This window comes from Bombiscardovia coagulans, from assembly GCF_002259585.1.
GTDB lineage: Bacteria > Actinomycetota > Actinomycetes > Actinomycetales > Bifidobacteriaceae > Bombiscardovia > Bombiscardovia coagulans.
In genome coordinates, this window is record NZ_MWWS01000004.1 from 593505 (window position 1) to 612700 (window position 19196).

Below are 19196 nucleotides of genomic sequence, written 5' to 3' on the forward strand. Positions count from 1 at the left end.
CCTGTAGGAGTCATCGGGAAATAAAAAAGACCTGGCACACAGCCAGGTCTTTAAGCATTCGTAATGGTGTACTCAGCGAGTCTCACGATGCAGGGTGTGCTTGCCGCAGCGAGAGCAGAACTTCTTCAGCTCGAGGCGGTCAGGAGTGTTACGACGATTCTTGGTCGTAATGTAGTTGCGCTCCTTGCATACGGTGCACGCCAGCGTAATGCCAGGGCGAATATCTGCGGCTTTTGCCATGGTTCACCTCTATAGTCTTTCTTCGCAAACTTATGCTTGCGATCGTAGCGAGGAAGAGACTCGAACTCTTGACCTTACGATTATGAGTCGTACGCTCTAGCCAGCTGAGCTACCCCGCCAGAGAGCCTCGGGTGAGAATCGGACTCACGACCTCTTCCTTACCAAGGAAGTGCTCTGCCACTGAGCTACCGAGGCGTGGCGGATAGAGGATTCGAACCTCTGAAGCATTACGCGGCTGATTTACAGTCAGCTCCCTTTGACCACTTGGGAAATCCGCCATGCCGTAATCAATCTAAACTGAATATGGCAACTTGGCTATAATGCCACTTTTTTCGTTATTGCGCAAGTCGAACCGTTAATCGTGTCGCGTGTCGAATCTCAGACCCTGCTAATAGGGTTAAAAATCCCAATCATCATCATCTGTCTCAACAGCCTTACCCATCACATACGATGAGCCAGACCCTGAGAAGAAATCATGGTTTTCGTCAGCGTTCGGCGAAAGCGAGGCAATTATAGCTGGATTAACATCAGTAGTATCTGCCGGGAAGAGAGCAGGATAGCCCAAATTCATCAGCGCCTTATTAGCGTTGTAGCGCAGGAATTTTTCAACATCTTCCACAAGTCCAACACCCGAGTATAGGGATTCTGTGTACTCTACTTCATTGTCGTAGAGGTCATTGAGCAGCTCATACGTATAATCATTCATATCTTGACGCTCTGCCTCAGAAACCTTAGCTAGGCCCTTTTGGTATTTGTAGCCAATGTAGTAGCCGTGCACAGCCTCATCTCGAATAATAAGACGAATAAGATCTGCCGTGTTGGTCAGCTTTGCATGGCTCGAGAAGTACATCGGCAAATAGAAGCCTGAATAGAAAAGGAAGGACTCAAGCAAAGTTGATGCCACCTTGCGTTTGAGAGGATTGTCACCTTCGTAGTAGTCCAGCACAATCTGAGCTTTCTTTTGCAAAAACTCATTCTTCTCTGACCAGTCAAAAGCAGCATCTATTTCTGGAGTATTTGAAAGAGTAGAGAAGATGGACGAATAGGATTTGGCATGAACAGACTCCATAAAGGAGATATTGGTGTATACAGCTTCCTCATGAGGAGTTAACGCGTCAGGAATCAGAGAAACGGCACCTACTGTACCCTGGATAGTATCAAGTAAAGTGAGGCCTGTGAAGACGCGCATAGTTAGCGTATGTTCCTCTTCGCTCAACGATTGCCAAGATGGAATATCATTAGAAACTGGAACCTTTTCAGGCAGCCAAAAATTACCAGTGAGCCTGTCCCAGACTTCTAAATCTTTCTCATCTTCCAAGCGATTCCAGTTAATAGCTGTAACGCGATCAATGAGTTTAAGAGGCTGACGTGGTATAGAAATTGGGACCATGAGATGGTTCTCCTTATGTTGCTAATTCATTGGTTCGTAACTTAGCTGCCCACCGGAACGATGGGCAGCACTGTCTTTCATTTGAGAGTCTGCGGGCTCACAGCATGCAGGAAACGCAATCCTTAACCTCTGTACCTTCCAAAGCTTGCTGGCGAATTCGAATATAGTAGAGAGTTTTAATACCCTTACGCCAGGCATAGATCTGAGCCTTATTAACTTCGCGAGTCGTTGTGGTGTCAGGGAAGAAGAGGGTCAACGACAATCCCTGGTCCACATGCTGTGTAGCCTCAGCATACGTATCTATGATCTTCTTCCACCCGATTTCGTATGCATCTTCATAGTAGTCGAGATTGTCATTCGTCATGAAAGGTGCAGGATAGTACACACGGCCAATCTTACCTTCCTTACGAATCTCAATCTTGGATGGAACCGGCAGGATAGAAGACGTAGAATGGTTGATGTATGAGATAGAACCAGTTGGCGGAATGGCCTGGAGGTTCTGATTGTAAATACCATCATTGATAATTTGAGCTTGAAGCTCTTTCCAGTCATCCACACTAGGAATGGCTATATGGTATTTAGCAAAGATGTTTTGCACCTTTTCAGTCTTTGGCTCCAAGGAACGACGTCCATCAGTGTACTTATCGAAGTAGTTGCCTTGTCCAGGCTGCTTGGCGTAGTCAGACTTCGGGAAGGTCTTAAAAGCATGACCACGTTCCACAGCAATCTGATGAGAAGCCTTATAAGCATGGAAGGCCACCGTCATGAAGTACATATCAGTGAAGTCCAAACCTTCATCAGACCCGTAAAGGATGCCTTCTCTAGCCAAAAAGCCATGTAGGTTCATCTGACCTAAACCAATGGCATGTCCTTCATCATTACCACGCTTGATTGAAGGAACAGCTTCAATGTTTGTGTGGTCAGAAACTGAAGTAAGAGCACGAATAGCTGTCTCTACGGTATCGGCTAGGCCACCATCAACAGCTTTGGCAATGTTCAAAGAACCCAGGTTGCAAGAAATATCTCGACCTACATGCTCATAGTTGAGGTTTTCATCGTAACTAGAAGGTTCCTGCACCTGCAAGATCTCAGAACACAGATTACTCATAGTGATACGGCCATCAATCGGATTAGCTTTGTTGACAGTATCTTCAAAGAGAATATAAGGATATCCTGATTCAAACTGAATCTCGGCTAAGGTCATAAAGAAGTCGCGCGCATCAATATACTTCTTGTGGATGCGATTATCCTTGACCATCTCTTCGTAGTGCTCGGTGATAGAAATATCAGCAAAAGGTTTACCGTAGACTCGCTCTACATCATAGGGAGAGAAGAGCGCCATCGGTTCCTTACGCTTGGCAAGTTCAAAGGTGATATCAGGAACCACCACACCCAAAGCAAGAGACTTGATACGGATTTTCTCATCTGCATTCTCTCGCTTGGTATCCAAGAAACGCATGATATCCGGATGATGAGCAGATAGGTAAACAGCACCTGCTCCTTGACGCGCACCCAGCTGATTAGCATAGGAGAACGAGTCCTCCAAAAGCTTCATCACAGGCACAACACCGGAAGACTGATTTTCAATATGCTTAATGGGAGCGCCTAATTCACGCAAGTTAGAGAGCAATAGCGCTACACCACCGCCACGCTTGGACAGCTGGAGAGCCGCATTAACGCCACGCGAGATAGATTCCATGTTGTCTTCAATACGCACCAAGAAGCAAGAAACCGGCTCGCCTCGCTGGGCTTTACCTAAGTTGAGGAAGGTTGGAGTGGCTGGTTGGAAACGGCCTGAGATAATTTCGTCGGTATACTTCATAGCCGCATTCTCGTCGCCGTCTGCCAGCTCTAGAGCAACAGCAACACTGCGCTGGGGGAAGTTCTCCAGATATTCCTTGCCGTCAAAGCTCTTCAGCGCATACGAGGTATAAAACTTAAAAGCCCCCAAGAAGGTCTCAAATTCAAACCCTAGATTGTCTGCATGCTCATAGATTCGATCCAAAAACTCTGGGTTATATTTTTCAAAGACCTGCTGGTCATAGTACAAGTTGTCCACCAAAAACTTGATTCGAGCAGCTGTAGAGTCGAACTGCTTCGTATGAGGTTCCACATGAGCATGCATGTACTGATGCTCTGCTTCTTCGTCTTTATTGAACTGTATCTTGCCATCCGTGTCATAGAGGTTAAGCATGGCATTCAAGGCATGGTAGTCATGCGCAGGATCATAGGTCTCGCCATCTGTCTGTGTCCTGTCTAAAGCCAAAGAAGTGTCTTCTTGTACTGCCATCTGGCATCCTTTCGCGGGTTACCCCTGGGGTTTGTTACCTTCACTCAAAAACCATTAATGATGCTGACCCCGCAACGCAATCATCTACCGAAGATATTACGGGAGGGTACAGCTTTTCTACTCTGGGTGATTATGGAAAAAATCCAGTACACCCTGCTTCACCTTCTGAACGTCTTCTGCTGTTCCCATAAGTTCAAAATAATAGAGAAAAGGAACCTTACACTTTTGAGAAATAATATCACCTGCCATGCAAAAAGCATCCCCAAAATTCGTATTGCCGGAGGCAATAACTCCGCGAATTCCTGCACGATTTGCTGGGTCATTCAAGAAGCGCTTAATCTGTGGCAAGACTGCCTTGTGAGCTGATCCTCCCCCATACGTCGGAACCACAAGAATGTAGGGTTCACGCACATTAAGCGGGGGTTCATGCGGCTTCACTGGAATACGAAACACATCTATGCCCTCATCCTCTAACTGGCAGTTAGCAATGAACCTAGCTGTATTTTCGGACTGTGAGGAAAAGTAAACAACAGCGCCTATTCGTTCACCTACGGCCGGGTACTCAGGGGTGCTCGCCACCTGCAACGTTTGCTCCGCTGCTACTTCCTCCATTACAAACCTCCTACTGGCAATGTTAGCCATAATAAAGCTGGGAAAGAAAATCTCAGGCATGCATGAATCACTATATCTAGTTCCATGGAGAAAGGCGATAAGCACATATAGTGTTTCATGTACTCATTACCGCAAGTGCAAGGTACTGTCGTCAAACACCAGTGTTTACATACGAAGATACAGTAAGGCCCGCCAAACACCACAAGTGCCTAGCGGGCCTTCCATCGACTAACGGTAAAGCAACTACTTCAAGATAGCCAATACATCGCGGGCAGAGACAATCAAATAGTCTTCACCCTCATAGGTAACCTCGGTGCCACCATACTTTGAGTAAAGCACCTTATCTCCAACCTTGATTTCAACAGGAATCAATTCGCCCTTGTCATCCCTACGGCCTGGGCCTACAGCTAGAACTTCGCCTTGCTGTGGCTTCTCCTTGGCAGTATCTGGGATGACCAGACCTGAAGCTGTCTTGGTCTCAGCAGGAGCCTGCTTAATAACAACCTTATCTTCCAACGGTGTGAGTGAGATCGACACTGTGGACCTCCTCTTTCTATGAGTACGCTCAATAATTGCCCGCGCGAGAATGCCGATGAGAGGCTGACGAACACCCACCTAAGTATTCCTTTGCGCTAGTCTTAATGGTAGCGCGAAATTAGCACTCTGCCAACTTGAGTGCTAACGCTGTAAGTGAACGCACAGCATCTCTGTAGCATTCTGCCGGATATTAGGCGGTTTGAGAATTCTTCTGAGTTCTCCGAGCCAAAATGGCTTCAACACCTACTTTTCCTAAGGAATCATCGCTTGCTTCTGGAGCATCGACTTCTGCCTGCACTTCTTTTTTGTGAAAATCGGCAGGTTTACTAGCGCTGCCTTTCGAAGTAAGAGCAGGCTTGGATTCTACCTGAGCCTTCTCTTCAGACGTAACTCGGGGTACAGCACGAGCAACTTGCTTGGCTGACTTAATCTCCCGACTTAATATCTCTTCCGGTTTTACAGGCTGACCATGCCTTGGCTGCCCCATAGAAAATGAGAGTAAAGTCTGACTGTTTACAGCTGCTACAGTATCGGTCTTAGCGGTCTGCATAACTAGTTCTTGAGAAGATTTTTCCTGCACGGGCTGCTCATGCTGTACCGGTGCATATGGGGATTTAGTCACGTCGACATGAGCTACCGGTTCAACAGATGGCCTTGCTGTGTGTTGCAGCTGCTGTGCAAGCATCACAGCCGCCCTAATGTCTTCTTGACTCAAAGCGGTCGTCGTCTGTTCCTTCCCATTATTATGAGACAAACGAACAGTTGCAGACTGAGGTGGTACGATAAGGGGACGTTGCCGCTTACGCTGGCGTTCAGCTATATGCCTCTCCCACTCTCTTGCCTTCGCAGAAGCTCGGGCTCCGCTCATGAGGACGAACGCAACCAATGTCAGAGGAATCAAACAATACCAAGCACTGAATGCAAACACGTACGATAGGGCCACTAAACAGATAGTCACAATGCAGAGGGTGGCTACCAGAAAACGACGTCTACGGACAGCGGCCCGACGCATCATGCGTATTTGCTTAATGCGTTTCTCTTCCTGCTGCGTCCTGCTGCCATCCTCATGTGGCTGCATAACCAACCCTTTCACCCTATGCGGCTCAACATCACCAAACCGTATCGTCTTGTTTTCGTCAACCAGGTGGAGCGAGGTAGACATACGATCCTGCTGGTGCTGGGATGCACGCTTCATACCTCTAGACGTTTTCCCTGGCAACCAGCCGAGCACTAGAATCGCTGCAATCAGTACCAGAAGCACACTAGACAACGACTCATAAACCATACTCTCTACGATAGAGGACGGTATGGCCCAATCTCAAGTGTTCACAGGCGTGTCGCGTGTACACATCGATAAACGGTTAACCACTCCACCTTCACACTCATCTGATAACAGGCTAAATGCCAAATGATCACGCCATTGACCCCGGATAAACATATACCGCTTTCGAAGTCCTTCATTATGCATACCAAGCTTGCGAACTACAGTAAGGGATCGTTTATTTTCCGGTAAAATATCTATCTCAATACGGTGCAAATGCGGTCCAGAAGGAGAGAAAAAGGCCCAATCAGCGAGCATGGCCACCGCTAAGGGCGCAAAACCATTCCCAATGTGGCCTTGATCCACCCAGTAACCTACTGTTGCTGTACGCATTGCACCATAGCAGATAGCACCCAACGATATTTGCCCCACTATCTGCTTCTGAAACTCCATCAAAAAGACGGCACCAGATCCTGCGTCCTCAGCCTTACGCAGGCTGGATACCCACTGATGAAAAGTTAAGCCAGGAGACCCTTCAGGATCCCCCGCCTCCCAAGGTTCTAACCAACTGCTATTACAACAACGAACCTCAGTCCAATCCTCTTCATCATCCGTAAGTACTGGACGTAAAACAAAATCCCCATATTTATGGGGGGACAACATACGATCAGGCATGTTAAGAGGATGATTTACAGGATCCAATCTTGGCGAACGACCTAGGGCGTCTAGCAAAGCATGGAAAACTGGCATGACTCTATTTTAGAGCTTAGGACTACCAATGAAATTCAGTGACAGTGTTTTACAGCGTAAAAGTCATCATCTGGGGCGAATCGGGGTTAATATAAGAGGTTGTACAGAAATTGATTTCACACTCTCGGAGGGAACGAACGGTGCCTACCTACCATTATCGCTGCAAGAACTGCGGGTACGACTTCACCAAAGAGCAATCTTTTAGCGACGACCCCATAACGGTATGCCCCCAATGCAAGGAAGAACAAGTACATAAAGTGTATTCCGCTGTCCCTATAGAATTCAAAGGACATGGTTTTTACCGGACAGACGGAGCTAGTTCTTCAAACTCTTCCAGCAAAGAATAATGACAGCAGAGAGGGATTGCTCCCACACTTAACCACATTAGCAATCCCCATGCAGGTTCGGTCGCCGAAAAGAGCACACTCATAAGCATGACTGACTTGCATACTTTCTCACAACATTTAGGACTTACCAATAGGCTGGCCGGGCGCCAACGCAGGGCTATACTGAAGCGAATACTCGTAGCCCTATGCGCTGGCCTAGCTATCTTTTGCGCATTACAAGCTTTCTTAGAACCGCGAGCTCAAACTCAAGTCCTTCTTACCCGTCGTGATATACCAAGAGGAACACATATCAAGGCTGACATGCTCAAAGAAGTGCAGTTACCAGTATCACCTGTTTTTGCAACCGTACTCAGCCATCCGCAAGATGCGATAGGACTCGTAGCGACCATTGATCTAGAAGCAGGACAGCCTATCACTAAAGCTTCACTCAGCTATATGCCCCGCCTACCACAAAACAGCACTAGCGTACGCATCAATCTTGCCTCAGCTCCCGAAGCTCTGTTGCCAGGGCAATTCGTCAAACTAGTTGCCTCAGCAGGGTGTGCACAGAGCACCCCCGACCAAACAGCCCATAACGCAGAACACAAACCATCTGGTTGCATCATTTCATCCTCGGCACTTATCATGGCTTTACCGAACAAAGATCAAGGTACTTCTGGAATTTCAAGCGCACTACTAGACAAAACCCCGCAGCATTACACAACATTTGCACTGCCTGTCCAAGATGCGGTTACCATACTGAGTCTGCCACCTGAGACCGCTATCGTTGCCGTCCATATCGATAATTGATTTCAATACAACTTATACGCCTTAGGAACGGTGCATATCAAATATAATCGGTCAGATGCTCGCAGCATAATAACAGTTAAGCATATCTTTCCACGGCGGAAAGTATCAGCTTTCACAATGGAGGCATCATCATGGCATCTCACAACAAGGTGAAGCAACAGGCTGCGCAAGCTGCCCATCAGCTGGCACTCACCGAGCAAAAGGAACCCCTGGCAGGCTTCAAAAAGTTCATATCCCGCGGCTCCATGATTGACATGGCAGTAGGTGTCGTCATGGGTTCAGCAGTCACAGCTGTAGTCAACTCTATAGTGAAAAACCTACTGAGTCCCCTGATTGCCATGATTTTCGGTAAACCCGACCTCAGCGGTATACTCACCATTACCAATGGCAAAGCAACCATTTCTTTCGGCGCAATTTTGGGCGAGATTCTCAATTTCTTGCTTGTGGCCGCAGCTATCTATTTTTGTATTATCCTGCCTATGAATAAGCTACGCGATCTCACTCACTCTGCATCTGGAATTAGCACCGATCAAGAGGAAAGCAAACCTAGTACCGATGAACAAACCCTACAGACACTCAACGAAATTCTCGTTCTCATGAAGAAAACTACCAGCTCATACCAGCAGCAGCAACCATCAGAAAACCTCGAAATTACTCATTCACGTTCAGCTGAGAACAGCCCCCAATGAGGGGGTAGCTCACTCAGAATACGGTTGTCGTCGTCAGTCAACTTACCTTCTGGAGGTTCGATGCTGTGTTTCCCCAGCTCTTGGTCGTCTAATCCGTCGCCTTCAAAGCGCTCATTTCCTTGACGTATAACACGACGATGCTTTTTACTAGAACGATTACTGCTGGACTGCATCCTATTACTCACTACTCATCCTTGCTTTGCAGCGAGTGGAGATGTCGGGCAATTCGATCTGCTTCCTTACCAGGGTTCACGAATGCTGAGACGCTCCAGGATGTCATGACTGGCCAGCCCAAACGTTCTAAGCCTTCCAAGCGGAAACGATGACGACTCCTAGTTGATTGTGTGTGCATGAAGTCCGCGTCATCCGTCACCACCGCTAAGTTAAATGGCTGATTTGGCAATCCAACAACCATAGGAATTCTTGTGCCTTCATTGAAGCCATAATCCAAAGCCACGTTTAAGCCCTTTTCCTTCAGGCGCTGAGCTAAGTCTACAAAGAGAACATTGTTGCTCGAATCAGCCTGACTTGCTTCAAAGTGCTGTTCATCCAGATGATCAGCCCAAGCTAACAACTCTTTGAGCAGACGGGGACCACTCTGGTGCAAACGAGCTTCCTCCATATCGTCAGCACTAAAAGCACAAACTAGGTCAACATGCCTCTGCGCAAGAGCTAGGGCATCCAGCAGCATTCCAGAACCACCATCACCCTCAAGTTTACCAAACTGCTGGAGCAGGCGACCGTGAGAAGTCTTAGCGAAACCGATAGAAATGATAGCGTCAGTGCAAGCAGCACCAGACACTTCATCAATATCAACAATACGCACATGTCGCAAGAATGCAGCAAAAGCAGAGTCTTTTGCAGCCTGCACTTTTAACTCTGCACCCAGACGAACTCGATGGGTCTGGGAAAGCGTCACTATGGTAAGGATGTATGCTCTCGGCACCACCTCAAAGCTCGCCGCTCGCTCCCGTAGCAGCCCAACGACAGCATCAATTTCCTGCTGGCTTGATTCCACCAGTCCTGAAGTAAGAACAGGAACGCCGTTGCCACTGACCTGAGTACGCGTCATCTGTCCCATGACGGCCTCTTGAATAGGTGCAAATGGAATAGCGCCGTATCCGTGATGCTGCAAAAAGTCCATTACAACTGGTGGCCGACGAGAGGGATAACCTGGACTACTCACCTTGACCAGCATCTTGCACAAATAAGAAAGACCGTCAGAAGTTATTGTTTGCTGGTGTCCCACAACAACTACTTGGCGTACACGAGCTAAAATAGACAGCATTTGAACAGAAGGAACATGAGCTGCCGCATCAATAATGGCCACATCAGCTATTGGCTCTGGCTTCGTTTGTAGAGCGAGAGTTCCAGGAGTAGCTACCATAATCGGTTTAGCTGCCGCCATCAATGTGGGGAACGTATCAATGAGTTCATCCAGGGAAGGTCCCGACTGACTAGAGAGGGCAGCATGAAGCTGGTTAGCTTCCTGTTTATGAGCAAATAGAATTTCACTCAGTCTACGTTGGCTTTCCTGCCCAACCATGGGACCAATACTCAAAACATGCTCAAGGTCAACTTGGTTGAAACGTTCCGCAGCCGAAGAAAGAGCCGAACCGTCTTGATTTGAGATGATGCGTGACGAGTGCATAATATCATCGAAAACGGTAGTCCACCAGGCCAAACTCAATTCTCCACGGACCGCGTCTTCTGAAACTTGACGGTTACGTAGATCATCTACCAGTTCCTGCAAGCCTGCGGCCTTGAATTCTCGTTCCAATGAGCAACGTTCAGGCAAGGTATCTAGGGCTGTATGGTCGTCAAAGAGAGCTCTCAAACGCTGTTCAATATCTTCGAAAGGTGTAGCTTCTAAATCACCGCCAGCTGGAGTGGAAGCAAGGACCGTATCTAGGGCAGTCATATCTCGACTGAGAGCCTCGTAAGTATCCAGAATATTGTCAAGCTTACTGGGCAGCACTGGCCATCCCCCGTGAGGAACAACAGCACGCCACTGTTTCGCCTGCCTAGCTACTACCAACAGCGCTGCATGTAAGTCATCTACCTGAGTACCTACTCGCACCAGCCCTTTGGCCTCTTTTACCAGACGTCGACGCTCCCAGAAACCCATGGAACTGCCTGCATCTTTGCGATCTTCCTTAGACTGAGTTGCCTCAATCATGGAAGGGATATCGCGCTCGAAAATCGCTGGCTGGAAAATGTCAAGAACACGACGCAAGTTCTTAAGCATCGCAACCTGCTTGCCCCATTCTTGAGCAGTCTCAGGCACAGGAAAACCACATGTGTTAACCGTTGACGTAACTTGATCCCTGGTAGCAGGTAAAAGTCGTTCAAGTAAACGAACAACTCGCTTATAGGCGTCAACTGCCTCATCTTCGGTATACAGAGAGGCTCCGTACCATGCAGTTTCTTGCGAGCCAGCAGTGAACTCTCCCAGCTTAGCTGCACGTTCTAGCTTGGTGCCCCACTCATCTATGCGGTCACGTATTTGGCGAGCTGTATCCGCACTTAAGCGGATTCTAGTAGCAGGATGGGTTGGTAAGTTGGCTGTTTGCGCCAAATTCTGAATTGTCTGGTAAGCCGAAACTCCCCACAGCTTGCTTACACCATGCAAATCGCCCAGATAGCGAGCTAACCGTGAACGAACACCCACTAACTCATCAGAAACCTGATCGAAATGAGCAGTAGCCTTACCCGGCTTGAAAGTTACGCCTTCAATCAGTTCCTGGTCAATAGCTTGTTTGGCATTGCTAGATTGGAAATCTAATACCAAATCACCCATCTGATTGGCTTGTAGGTACCGCACAAACCGCTGCTTCTGCTCTACTACGCAGGGCACATAAAGGACAGTTCGCCCGTTCATAATGCATCGAGCAGCTATCGCAGCTGAACTGCTGACACCATTTCGGCCTGAACCTTCATCAAGCAGGACTGAATGTCCTGCAGCAGCCAGGGCTGCAGCATGACGGACCTTATTGTCCACATCACCAACTTCAAACTCTGTGTGTGGGTCAGCATCAAAGGGGCTATATTGAGGTAGTGGATCACCCTGAACTACTGCTAAAGCATCTTGATCACCACTGAGCGCATCAAGAAGAATATTGCCAGTTCGGCCACTAGCCATCTGATCGATAATCTCTTGGCTTTCCGCTAAAAAGAGCGCTGATGGTTCCACAAAGCAACCCAATATAATTCTCGGGTCTATGGCGAAATCTGAAAGATGAGGTATAACGGCCGCTGTGATGGTCTTAAAGAGCGTAGATGTTTCCACGGTTCCACCCTGGTGGCGGGCCGGGTTAAAAATACCACTCATATCGAGGCTAATACCCCGATTACGAAGAAATGCAAAAAAGGCACTATTGATGCTTGCTCGACCAGAGAATCTAATTACTGCCTTGTTATTAGATTTGCCTTGGTGCTCTACTACCACCGGATACAGAAGAACCGGCATGGAAGTAGTATTCCAAGTTGCCACACCAACAGACAGAGAGAGTTGAGCAGAACCACTTCGCCGCTCTTTATTCTCGAGATCGACTAGCACTCGTTCCAGCTTGCGATGGGCTGCGCGTAGGGTGCCGTTGTCCCGGAAAAGTGCGTCCAAATGAACCTGTCCAGACGCAAAGAGTTGCGCGATGCCGGATGGATGAGCATGAGTCAAGTCCAGCTGGGCAGCCAAGCGGCTAGTGTCCTCTAACGGTGTTGGATCGCAAACACTCTCATATGACTGCCGCCAGCTACGTATACGCTCCAGCGGATCCAGAACCTCACTTTGATTCTGTTGTGCTGCCTCTTGGACTGGTTCCGCAGTAGAGTTCTGATTCTGATCCTGGAATTTATTATCGCCAGCTTGTATTGATGACGCTTCGTTCATCCCCTGCTACTCCTGTGCCGCTAAGTACTCGCGATACCCTTCATTCTTCTCTAGCGCAGAGTCAATATCCTCATTACCTTGTGCAGATAACCAAGCATATAAGTCATCGTATAAGGAAGGATTCATAGCTAGGAAGGGGAGCAGCTGACTGTGCTTGGCCATATTAAACTGCAATGTGAAGTCAGTAGAATTCTTTGCATCTTCACTGGTCATACCCTCTACCTCGATAACCTGCTCCTGGTCATCAAAGTCACCTTTTGATACCTTATCAAAAACAGATCCGGGTTCGAAAGCTGGCTTATAAGTCGGCTGTTGAGGTTCAGATTGCTCTTCCGATTCCTGGAGTTGAACGATTTCTTGTTCATCCGATTCCTGAGCTAGCTGAGCGGCAGCCAGGGGTTGGAACTGTAGTTCTCCATCGTGATCAAGTTCATGAGATTCCTCATATTCCTGTTCAAAATCTTGAGGCTTCTCTTGCTCTGGAACACTCTCGCTTTGGTGTTGGTTGACAGCCTGTTCATGCAAAGCACTGATTCTCGACCGCACTCCCTCAGCATGGAAAATGCCCGTAGGTTCTCCGGCCCTCAAATCTAGAATGTCATCTACAGATAAGTCAGCTTCGTCTGGCTCCTTGGCGTTATCATTTTCCTCATGTGCAAATGAGAAAAGATCGGGAACCAAAATATCTACGTCATCATTCTCTGCATTCTGAGACTCGTCTATTTGAGAAAAGTCCACTAGAATATCTCCGAATTGGAACCGTTCAGAGGTATGTTGCAGCGGGTAATCACTATCTTCTGATACTCGAATCAGATCACCATCATTTTGCACGACATAAGAGCCATTAGTAGAACCCAAATCTCGCACACGCGCTTGACCGGACTCATCAACAATAAACGATGCATGTCGTTTAGACATCGATTTAGTGGAGTCCTGCACTTCAAGGCGTACCATACCATCATCCGGCAAAGGCCGGATTGGCTTACGCCCAATCTCTATGCTCTGCCCGGGGCTCAAACGAATCTTTTCTACACCATTAATCGTAACTACCCATTGCCGTGTCGGCCGCTGACCGTCGCTCACCGTTCTCGACCTCCCATAATCTTCCCAAGACAGACTTCGCACGTGAATACACATGCCCTACTTGTTTATTGTGCCATGAAATATCGAAATCCAAGTAAAGAGCATGCAACTTATACACAATACTCGAACCGACAAACACGCTGAGTCCCTAAAAGTCCTTCTAGAGCGCCCAACGTCTTCCCGGTCTAACAGATTTCCGTCCTCATACTATTCTACTGCAAACAGTGCCCTGATAGTGTCTCTGTCCAGTACCCTTCTGTTATAGCAGCACTACCGACATTCATGAATTGACCAGCAACGACACATGCTATGTGAACACACCCCCTCACCAGCTCCTCATCACACACTCTAACGATGGGGTCTCAAGAAGAGCTCTATGCAGATACGCATGCTGCACACTTATCTCATCTGAAGATTGTCTCATCAATACGTACCTGGACATTATTCCCCAAGAGCCGTAGTATCCGATTAATGTGCAGCAGAGGGGATGCGTTAGAAAATTGCTTATCTCCTTGAAAGATTCGATAGCCTCGCTCTACTACACGAGCGTCATGTAATTCGACAGGCAAGCCTGAAGTTAAGCTCATGGTGGGTGCATAGCCATATGGGCTTTTTCGCGTTCTTGAGTAGCCTGAGATCGTCAGCTTACTTAAGAGTAAAACCGAACATTTGCTTTATAAGCTTCTAATACCACAAAACCCCACACCAAACATCTGATGTAGGGTTTTGAATAGCTTATATGAAGCTGGTCTGTGAACTACTTGAGTTCTACAGTTGCACCGGCCTCTTCCAGCTGAGACTTTGCGGACTCAGCGTCTTCCTTGGAAGCACCCTCAAGAACTGGCTTTGGAGCACCGTCAACCAGGGCCTTAGCTTCGGCAAGACCCAGCTTGGTGATGGCGCGAACGGCCTTGATAACTTGGATCTTCTTGTCGCCAGCACCGGAGAGGATAACGTCGAACTCAGACTGCTCCTCAGCAGCAGCACCTGCGGCAGCACCTGGAGCAGCAGCAACAGCAGCAACAGGAGCAGCAGCTTCAACATCGAACTCTTCTTCGAACTTCTTCACGAAGTCAGAGAGCTCAACTAGGGTCATTTCCTTGAACGCATCAAGGAGCTCATCAGCAGAGAGCTTAGCCATAATGGCTTCCTTTCAATCATGGCAACTGGGTATTGATAACTCGTCACCTTACAACTTTTATATATTTCTAATTCCTATGCAGCAAATCCTAGGGCTTGCACTGAAATCAGGCAGCTTTCTCCTGCTTGTCGCGCAAGGCATCGATCGTACGTACAGCCTTGGTAGGCAGAGCAACGAAAGCATAAGCAGCCTTGGACATAGTACCCTTGAGAGCACCAGCCATCTTGGAGAGCAACACTTCGCGGGATTCCAGGTTTGCAACCTTCTCTACCTCAGCAGCATCGCAGACAACTCCATCAATGTAGCCGCCCCTGATAACCAACTGCTTGTTTTCGGCAGCGAAATCACGTAGAACCTTTGCAGCTTCTACGTAGTCACCCTTGACAAAGGTGATGGCGCAAGGACCAGCAATGAGGTCATCAAGACCTTCGATGCCTGCCTCTTTTGCTGCAATGCGAGCCAGCGTGTTCTTGGTTACAGCATAGGAAGTATCGCGGCCTAGCTTGTCACGCAAATCAGAGATCTGCGGAACAGTGAGCCCGCGGTACTCGGTAAGGATAATCGCATCGGCAGTACGGAATTGTTCCGTAAAGTCGGCAACCACCTTTTCCTTTTCGGGCCTTTTCATGGCATTCCTTCCTAAGTCGACTCTTGGACCTATTCAGCAAGCCAAGCCATTGGGCAATAAAAAAGCCCTGCGCACAGGCAGAGCATACGAAATCTTTGATTCCAGCAGCAGCGGGTATTCCCACTGCCTATCTCAACCTATGCTGGCTCGGCAAGCCGAACTTCGGAAGACCTTACGGTCCTCAACCAACAGTCTTTGGTTTACGAAGTAACACTATACCCTAATAGACAGACTTTATGCAAGGCCATCAAACCCTGAGTGTCACAGCTTTGCTGCAATCCGAAGTACCAGTTGAGCTGCAGTGTTTGCATACTCTGAGATATCGAACTCTTTAAACACCTCATAATCAGTGTCAGCATTATCACTTAGTGCTCGAATCACTAGGGCAGGAACATGATTACGGGCAGCGACATGGCAAACCGCTGCTCCCTCCATCTCAACCGCATCAGCAGCGGTTTCTTTTATTACCTGGGCTGTTTTTTCAGGTGTATCGACAAAATAGTTCCCTGTAGCAATAGTTCCGACTATGTGATTAATCCCCATCTCAGTAAGCGTCTCATCGGCAACTTTCAACAAATGTGGGTCTGAGTGAAAAACCTCAGTTTTCGGTGCAAACTGAGCAATCATTCTCATGTCTGAATCCAAATAGCGCAAATTGCCACCCAAGACCACATCATTGATATGTAGCTTTTTATTAAGGTTGCCTGCAATACCTGAGAAAATAAGAGCCTTGGGCTTATACTTATCAATCAAATATTGAGCTGAAGCAGCTATGTTGACAGTGCCCATGCCACCAACAGCAGCTGCTATCTCAAGATTGCTACCGTCAGCCTGCATTACGGTACCTCTGACCACATCTAGACCAGCCTGCTGAGAAGCATGGTCATGCCTCATGCTTTTGAGCTGCTGTGCAACCAAGGCCACTTCCTCATCCATGGCTCCCAACACCGCCACCAGATTCCGGCTTTTGTTCTCTGACAGCTGCGAACTGACATTCTCCACGGACTTCTCCCAACTTTCAATAAGGGTGAATCTTCTCGTACTGTTTATACTCAGGAACCCGCATAATAGCTAGTTTCCAAACTACATCCTAAACGCACGCCTACTCAATATAATCCCAACGGAATGTTAAGACCTTCGCTCTTCAACTGCCTGTGCTAACAGACTCAATAGTTCCGCAGTTCTAGGCCAAGAGATACATCTGTCAGTAATAGATTGCCCATAAGCCAGTTGATCTAGAGGAGCTGTAGGCTGAGCACCACCGACAATGAAGCTCTCCATCATCACTCCACTGATACCTCGCTCGCCAGCAGCTATTCGAGCAGATAACTCTTCTATTACCTGAGCCTGACGGCCCTCATCCTTACCCGAGTTACCGTGAGAAGCATCAATTACGAGACCACGGGCCGCTGCACTTGCCCTTGGTAACTTCTTACGGGCTTGCTCCAAAGCAATGCGAACCGACTCAACATCACAGTTAGGACCATGAGAGGAACCGCGTAATACTAAATGACATTCGGGATTGCCCAGTGTCTGCACGGCTGAAGCCCTTCCCTCATGATTAATACCAAAGAAGGTATGTGGCTGGGCAGCCGTATAACAAGAGTCAATAGCAACACCAATATCACCGTCTGTGGCATTCTTGAAGCCGATCGGCATAGACAGCCCAGACGCTAACTGTCGGTGGACCTGACTCTCTGTATTACGGGCTCCTATAGCACCCCAGGAGATAGCATCCGAAATAAATTGCGGAGAGGTGGGTTCGAGGAATTCTGTTGCCACCGGAAGTCCAGCACCAAGTATGGCAAGCAATACACGACGGGCAAGCAACAGGCCTTTTTTAATATTGTGGCTCCCATCCACATCAGGATCGTTAATGAGCCCCTTCCACCCAACTGTTGTACGTGGCTTCTCAAAATAAGCACGCATGACCAACAGCAGCCTATCGTTGAGCTTACTGTTGAGTTCCGCAAGCCTATGGGCATAATCAACGGCAGCTTGGGGATCATGAATGGAGCAAGGACCCACGATGACAAGCAGTCGATCGTCCCTGCCCAGCAATACCGAACGAATATCTTCGCGCGACGACAGCACCAGATCCTGCGCTGCTTTGTCTAGGGGATATTCTGTAAGGACCTGAGCAGGTGTAGGTAGTGGATCTAACTCTATAACCCTTCGATTAACAATCCGGCCAACCCCTACTTCGTCTTCCCAGCGGGTAAATTCACTCTCCACCAAAGGATTGCGCCCTTGATGGATCGCTTCCTGTGCTGCTTGAGCCTCCCCAGGTTTGCTCTCCTGCCAAGACTCCATCTCACTCCCCCTGAGTATTATGCAAACGCCGCAGTCTCACAGCATCAGCCAGATTGTATAAGAGCTCACGAGTTGTCTCCCAAGACATACAAGAATCAGTAATGGATTTACCGTACACCAGCTCTTCAAGCGGAGCAGGAGATTGCTTACCTCCCACTAAGAAGCTTTCCATCATGATTCCCAAAATTCCTTTTTCACCCGAAGCAAGTCGTTGTGCCAGCTCCTCGACTACTTGAGCCTCCACTTGTTCATCCTTACCTGAATTACCGTGAGCCGCGTCGATAAGCAGTCCTTCACTACTATGCTCCTGAAGCTGAGATGACTGCAATTCTGCAAGTGCTTTCTGAACAGCCGACTTACTGTAATTGGGGCCTTGAGAAGACCCACGAAGAATGAGGTGACAGTCTGGATTACCTTTCGTTTGCGCCGAGATGACCTGTCCATCTAGATTAATGGATAGGAAACGGTGTTCAAACGCTGAAGCATAACAGGAGTCAACTGCTGCTTGTACATTGCCATCTGTTGCATTCTTAAATCCAACCGGCATAGATAAACCTGAGGCCAACTCCCTATGAACCTGACTCTCAGTGTTGCGAGCGCCTATAGCACCCCACGAAACCGCATCCGAAAAGTATTGAGGAGTAATTGGGTCCAGCCATTCTGTGGCAGTTGGAACCCCAAGAGCCACAATACTTGTTAGAGTCTTCCGAGCCAGCCACATGCCTTTGCATATATCATAACTACCATTCAAGTCGGGATCGTTGATGAGTCCCTTCCACCCAGCTCGCGTACGCGGTTTTTCAAAATAAGCACGCATAACGAGCAGCACACTATCTTCAAGGTCTTTCTGTACTTGAGAAAGTCGTCCGGCGTATTCCATGGCAGCCTGAGGGTCATGAATAGAGCATGGACCTACAATGACGAGTAAGCGGTCATCCTGTCCATGCAGAATATCGCGTATCGCTTGGCGTGAACGCATTACCACCTGAATTTGATCAGGATCGAGTGGTAATTTCTCAATAAAGTACCGGGGAGCAGGAATGGGATCGAGTTGGCGAATATGCACATCGACCGTTTCAGGATATACAGCACTACCACTTAAGCCATATGATCGATCGTGAGGTGACCTATCTGTCTGCTGCGCATCCTGCATACTTATTCTCTCCTAGCGGCGGCTCCTCACCTAATCATAAACTGGTTAATGACCAGGCAGTTTAGGACCACGAATTCTAGCTAC

Annotated in this window: 18 protein-coding genes and 3 tRNA genes; 3 read left to right on the forward strand and 18 right to left on the reverse strand. The window is 48.1% G+C overall.

Features of this window, described 5'->3' with window-relative positions; all coding sequences use genetic code 11:
- Positions 1-72: 72 nt before the first annotated feature.
- The 10 genes from rpmG to BOCO_RS04405 form a co-directional block, all read right to left on the reverse strand.
- Positions 73-240, reverse strand: coding sequence for a 50S ribosomal protein L33 (gene rpmG / locus BOCO_RS04360; protein WP_094722834.1), 168 nt, complete (start codon positions 238-240; stop codon positions 73-75).
- Between the two features lie 45 nt (positions 241-285).
- A tRNA-Met gene (locus tag BOCO_RS04365) sits at positions 286-359 on the reverse strand.
- Between the two features lie 4 nt (positions 360-363).
- Positions 364-435: transfer RNA gene (locus BOCO_RS04370), tRNA-Thr, on the reverse strand.
- Position 436: 1 nt separating this feature from the next.
- Positions 437-518 (reverse strand) — tRNA-Tyr (locus BOCO_RS04375).
- 119 nt (positions 519-637) lie between these two features.
- Positions 638-1630: a class 1b ribonucleoside-diphosphate reductase subunit beta gene (nrdF, locus tag BOCO_RS04380; RefSeq protein WP_094722835.1), complete on the reverse strand. Its 993-nt coding sequence runs from the start codon at positions 1628-1630 to the stop codon at positions 638-640.
- Positions 1631-1727: 97 nt separating this feature from the next.
- The gene (gene nrdE / locus BOCO_RS04385) at positions 1728-3920 is read right to left on the reverse strand and encodes a class 1b ribonucleoside-diphosphate reductase subunit alpha (RefSeq protein ID WP_094722836.1); all 2193 of its coding nucleotides are present in this window, start codon (positions 3918-3920) and stop codon (positions 1728-1730) included.
- A 117-nt stretch (positions 3921-4037) separates the two neighbouring features.
- Positions 4038-4532 (reverse strand): class Ib ribonucleoside-diphosphate reductase assembly flavoprotein NrdI, encoded by a 495-nt coding sequence (nrdI, locus tag BOCO_RS04390; protein WP_094722837.1) that lies wholly within the window; start codon positions 4530-4532, stop codon positions 4038-4040.
- Between the two features lie 243 nt (positions 4533-4775).
- Positions 4776-5069 carry a co-chaperone GroES gene (gene groES / locus BOCO_RS04395; RefSeq protein ID WP_094722967.1) on the reverse strand — a complete coding sequence of 98 codons (294 nt, stop codon included), beginning with the start codon at positions 5067-5069 and terminating at the stop codon, positions 4776-4778.
- Positions 5070-5259: 190 nt separating this feature from the next.
- Complete coding sequence (locus BOCO_RS04400) at positions 5260-6264, reverse strand: hypothetical protein (RefSeq protein ID WP_158520412.1); 1005 nt, start codon at positions 6262-6264, stop codon at positions 5260-5262.
- 123 nt (positions 6265-6387) lie between these two features.
- On the reverse strand, positions 6388-7080 hold the full coding sequence (locus BOCO_RS04405) for a GNAT family N-acetyltransferase (protein ID WP_420835393.1): 693 nt from the start codon (positions 7078-7080) through the stop codon (positions 6388-6390).
- Positions 7081-7220: 140 nt separating this feature from the next.
- Between BOCO_RS04405 and BOCO_RS04410 the strand changes: the two genes are divergently transcribed.
- The 3 genes from BOCO_RS04410 (at position 7221) to mscL (ending at position 8905) form a co-directional block, all read left to right on the forward strand.
- Positions 7221-7427 (forward strand): FmdB family zinc ribbon protein, encoded by a 207-nt coding sequence (locus BOCO_RS04410; RefSeq protein ID WP_094722839.1) that lies wholly within the window; start codon positions 7221-7223, stop codon positions 7425-7427.
- An 87-nt stretch (positions 7428-7514) separates the two neighbouring features.
- Complete coding sequence (locus tag BOCO_RS04415) at positions 7515-8216, forward strand: SAF domain-containing protein (RefSeq protein ID WP_094722840.1); 702 nt, start codon at positions 7515-7517, stop codon at positions 8214-8216.
- A gap of 131 nt (positions 8217-8347) precedes the next feature.
- Positions 8348-8905: a large conductance mechanosensitive channel protein MscL gene (gene mscL / locus BOCO_RS04420; protein ID WP_094722841.1), complete on the forward strand. Its 558-nt coding sequence runs from the start codon at positions 8348-8350 to the stop codon at positions 8903-8905.
- On the opposite strand, the gene BOCO_RS04425 is transcribed toward mscL, so the two are convergent.
- The 8 genes from BOCO_RS04425 to BOCO_RS04460 all read right to left on the reverse strand — a co-directional run bounded on the left by BOCO_RS04425 (position 8872) and on the right by BOCO_RS04460 (position 19112).
- On the reverse strand, positions 8872-9090 hold the full coding sequence (locus BOCO_RS04425; RefSeq protein ID WP_148140057.1) for a hypothetical protein: 219 nt from the start codon (positions 9088-9090) through the stop codon (positions 8872-8874). The two genes, mscL and BOCO_RS04425, sit on opposite strands and share 34 nt — an antisense overlap.
- Positions 9090-12794 carry a helicase gene (locus tag BOCO_RS04430; protein ID WP_244568731.1) on the reverse strand — a complete coding sequence of 1235 codons (3705 nt, stop codon included), beginning with the start codon at positions 12792-12794 and terminating at the stop codon, positions 9090-9092. Before BOCO_RS04430 ends, BOCO_RS04425 begins: the two co-directional genes overlap by 1 nt.
- A 6-nt stretch (positions 12795-12800) precedes the next feature.
- Positions 12801-13877, reverse strand: coding sequence for an FHA domain-containing protein (locus BOCO_RS04435; RefSeq protein WP_244568732.1), 1077 nt, complete (start codon positions 13875-13877; stop codon positions 12801-12803).
- Between the two features lie 757 nt (positions 13878-14634).
- Positions 14635-15018 carry a 50S ribosomal protein L7/L12 gene (gene rplL / locus BOCO_RS04440; RefSeq protein WP_094722844.1) on the reverse strand — a complete coding sequence of 128 codons (384 nt, stop codon included), beginning with the start codon at positions 15016-15018 and terminating at the stop codon, positions 14635-14637.
- A 106-nt stretch (positions 15019-15124) separates the two neighbouring features.
- On the reverse strand, positions 15125-15646 hold the full coding sequence (gene rplJ / locus BOCO_RS04445) for a 50S ribosomal protein L10 (protein ID WP_094722845.1): 522 nt from the start codon (positions 15644-15646) through the stop codon (positions 15125-15127).
- 261 nt (positions 15647-15907) lie between these two features.
- Positions 15908-16627, reverse strand: coding sequence for a 5'-methylthioadenosine/S-adenosylhomocysteine nucleosidase (mtnN, locus tag BOCO_RS04450; RefSeq protein ID WP_420835400.1), 720 nt, complete (start codon positions 16625-16627; stop codon positions 15908-15910).
- A 147-nt stretch (positions 16628-16774) separates the two neighbouring features.
- Complete coding sequence (locus tag BOCO_RS04455; protein WP_094722846.1) at positions 16775-17959, reverse strand: 3-deoxy-7-phosphoheptulonate synthase; 1185 nt, start codon at positions 17957-17959, stop codon at positions 16775-16777.
- A gap of 1 nt (position 17960) precedes the next feature.
- Positions 17961-19112, reverse strand: a complete 1152-nt coding sequence (locus BOCO_RS04460; protein ID WP_094722847.1) for a 3-deoxy-7-phosphoheptulonate synthase — start codon at positions 19110-19112, stop codon at positions 17961-17963.
- Positions 19113-19196: the final 84 nt, after the last annotated feature.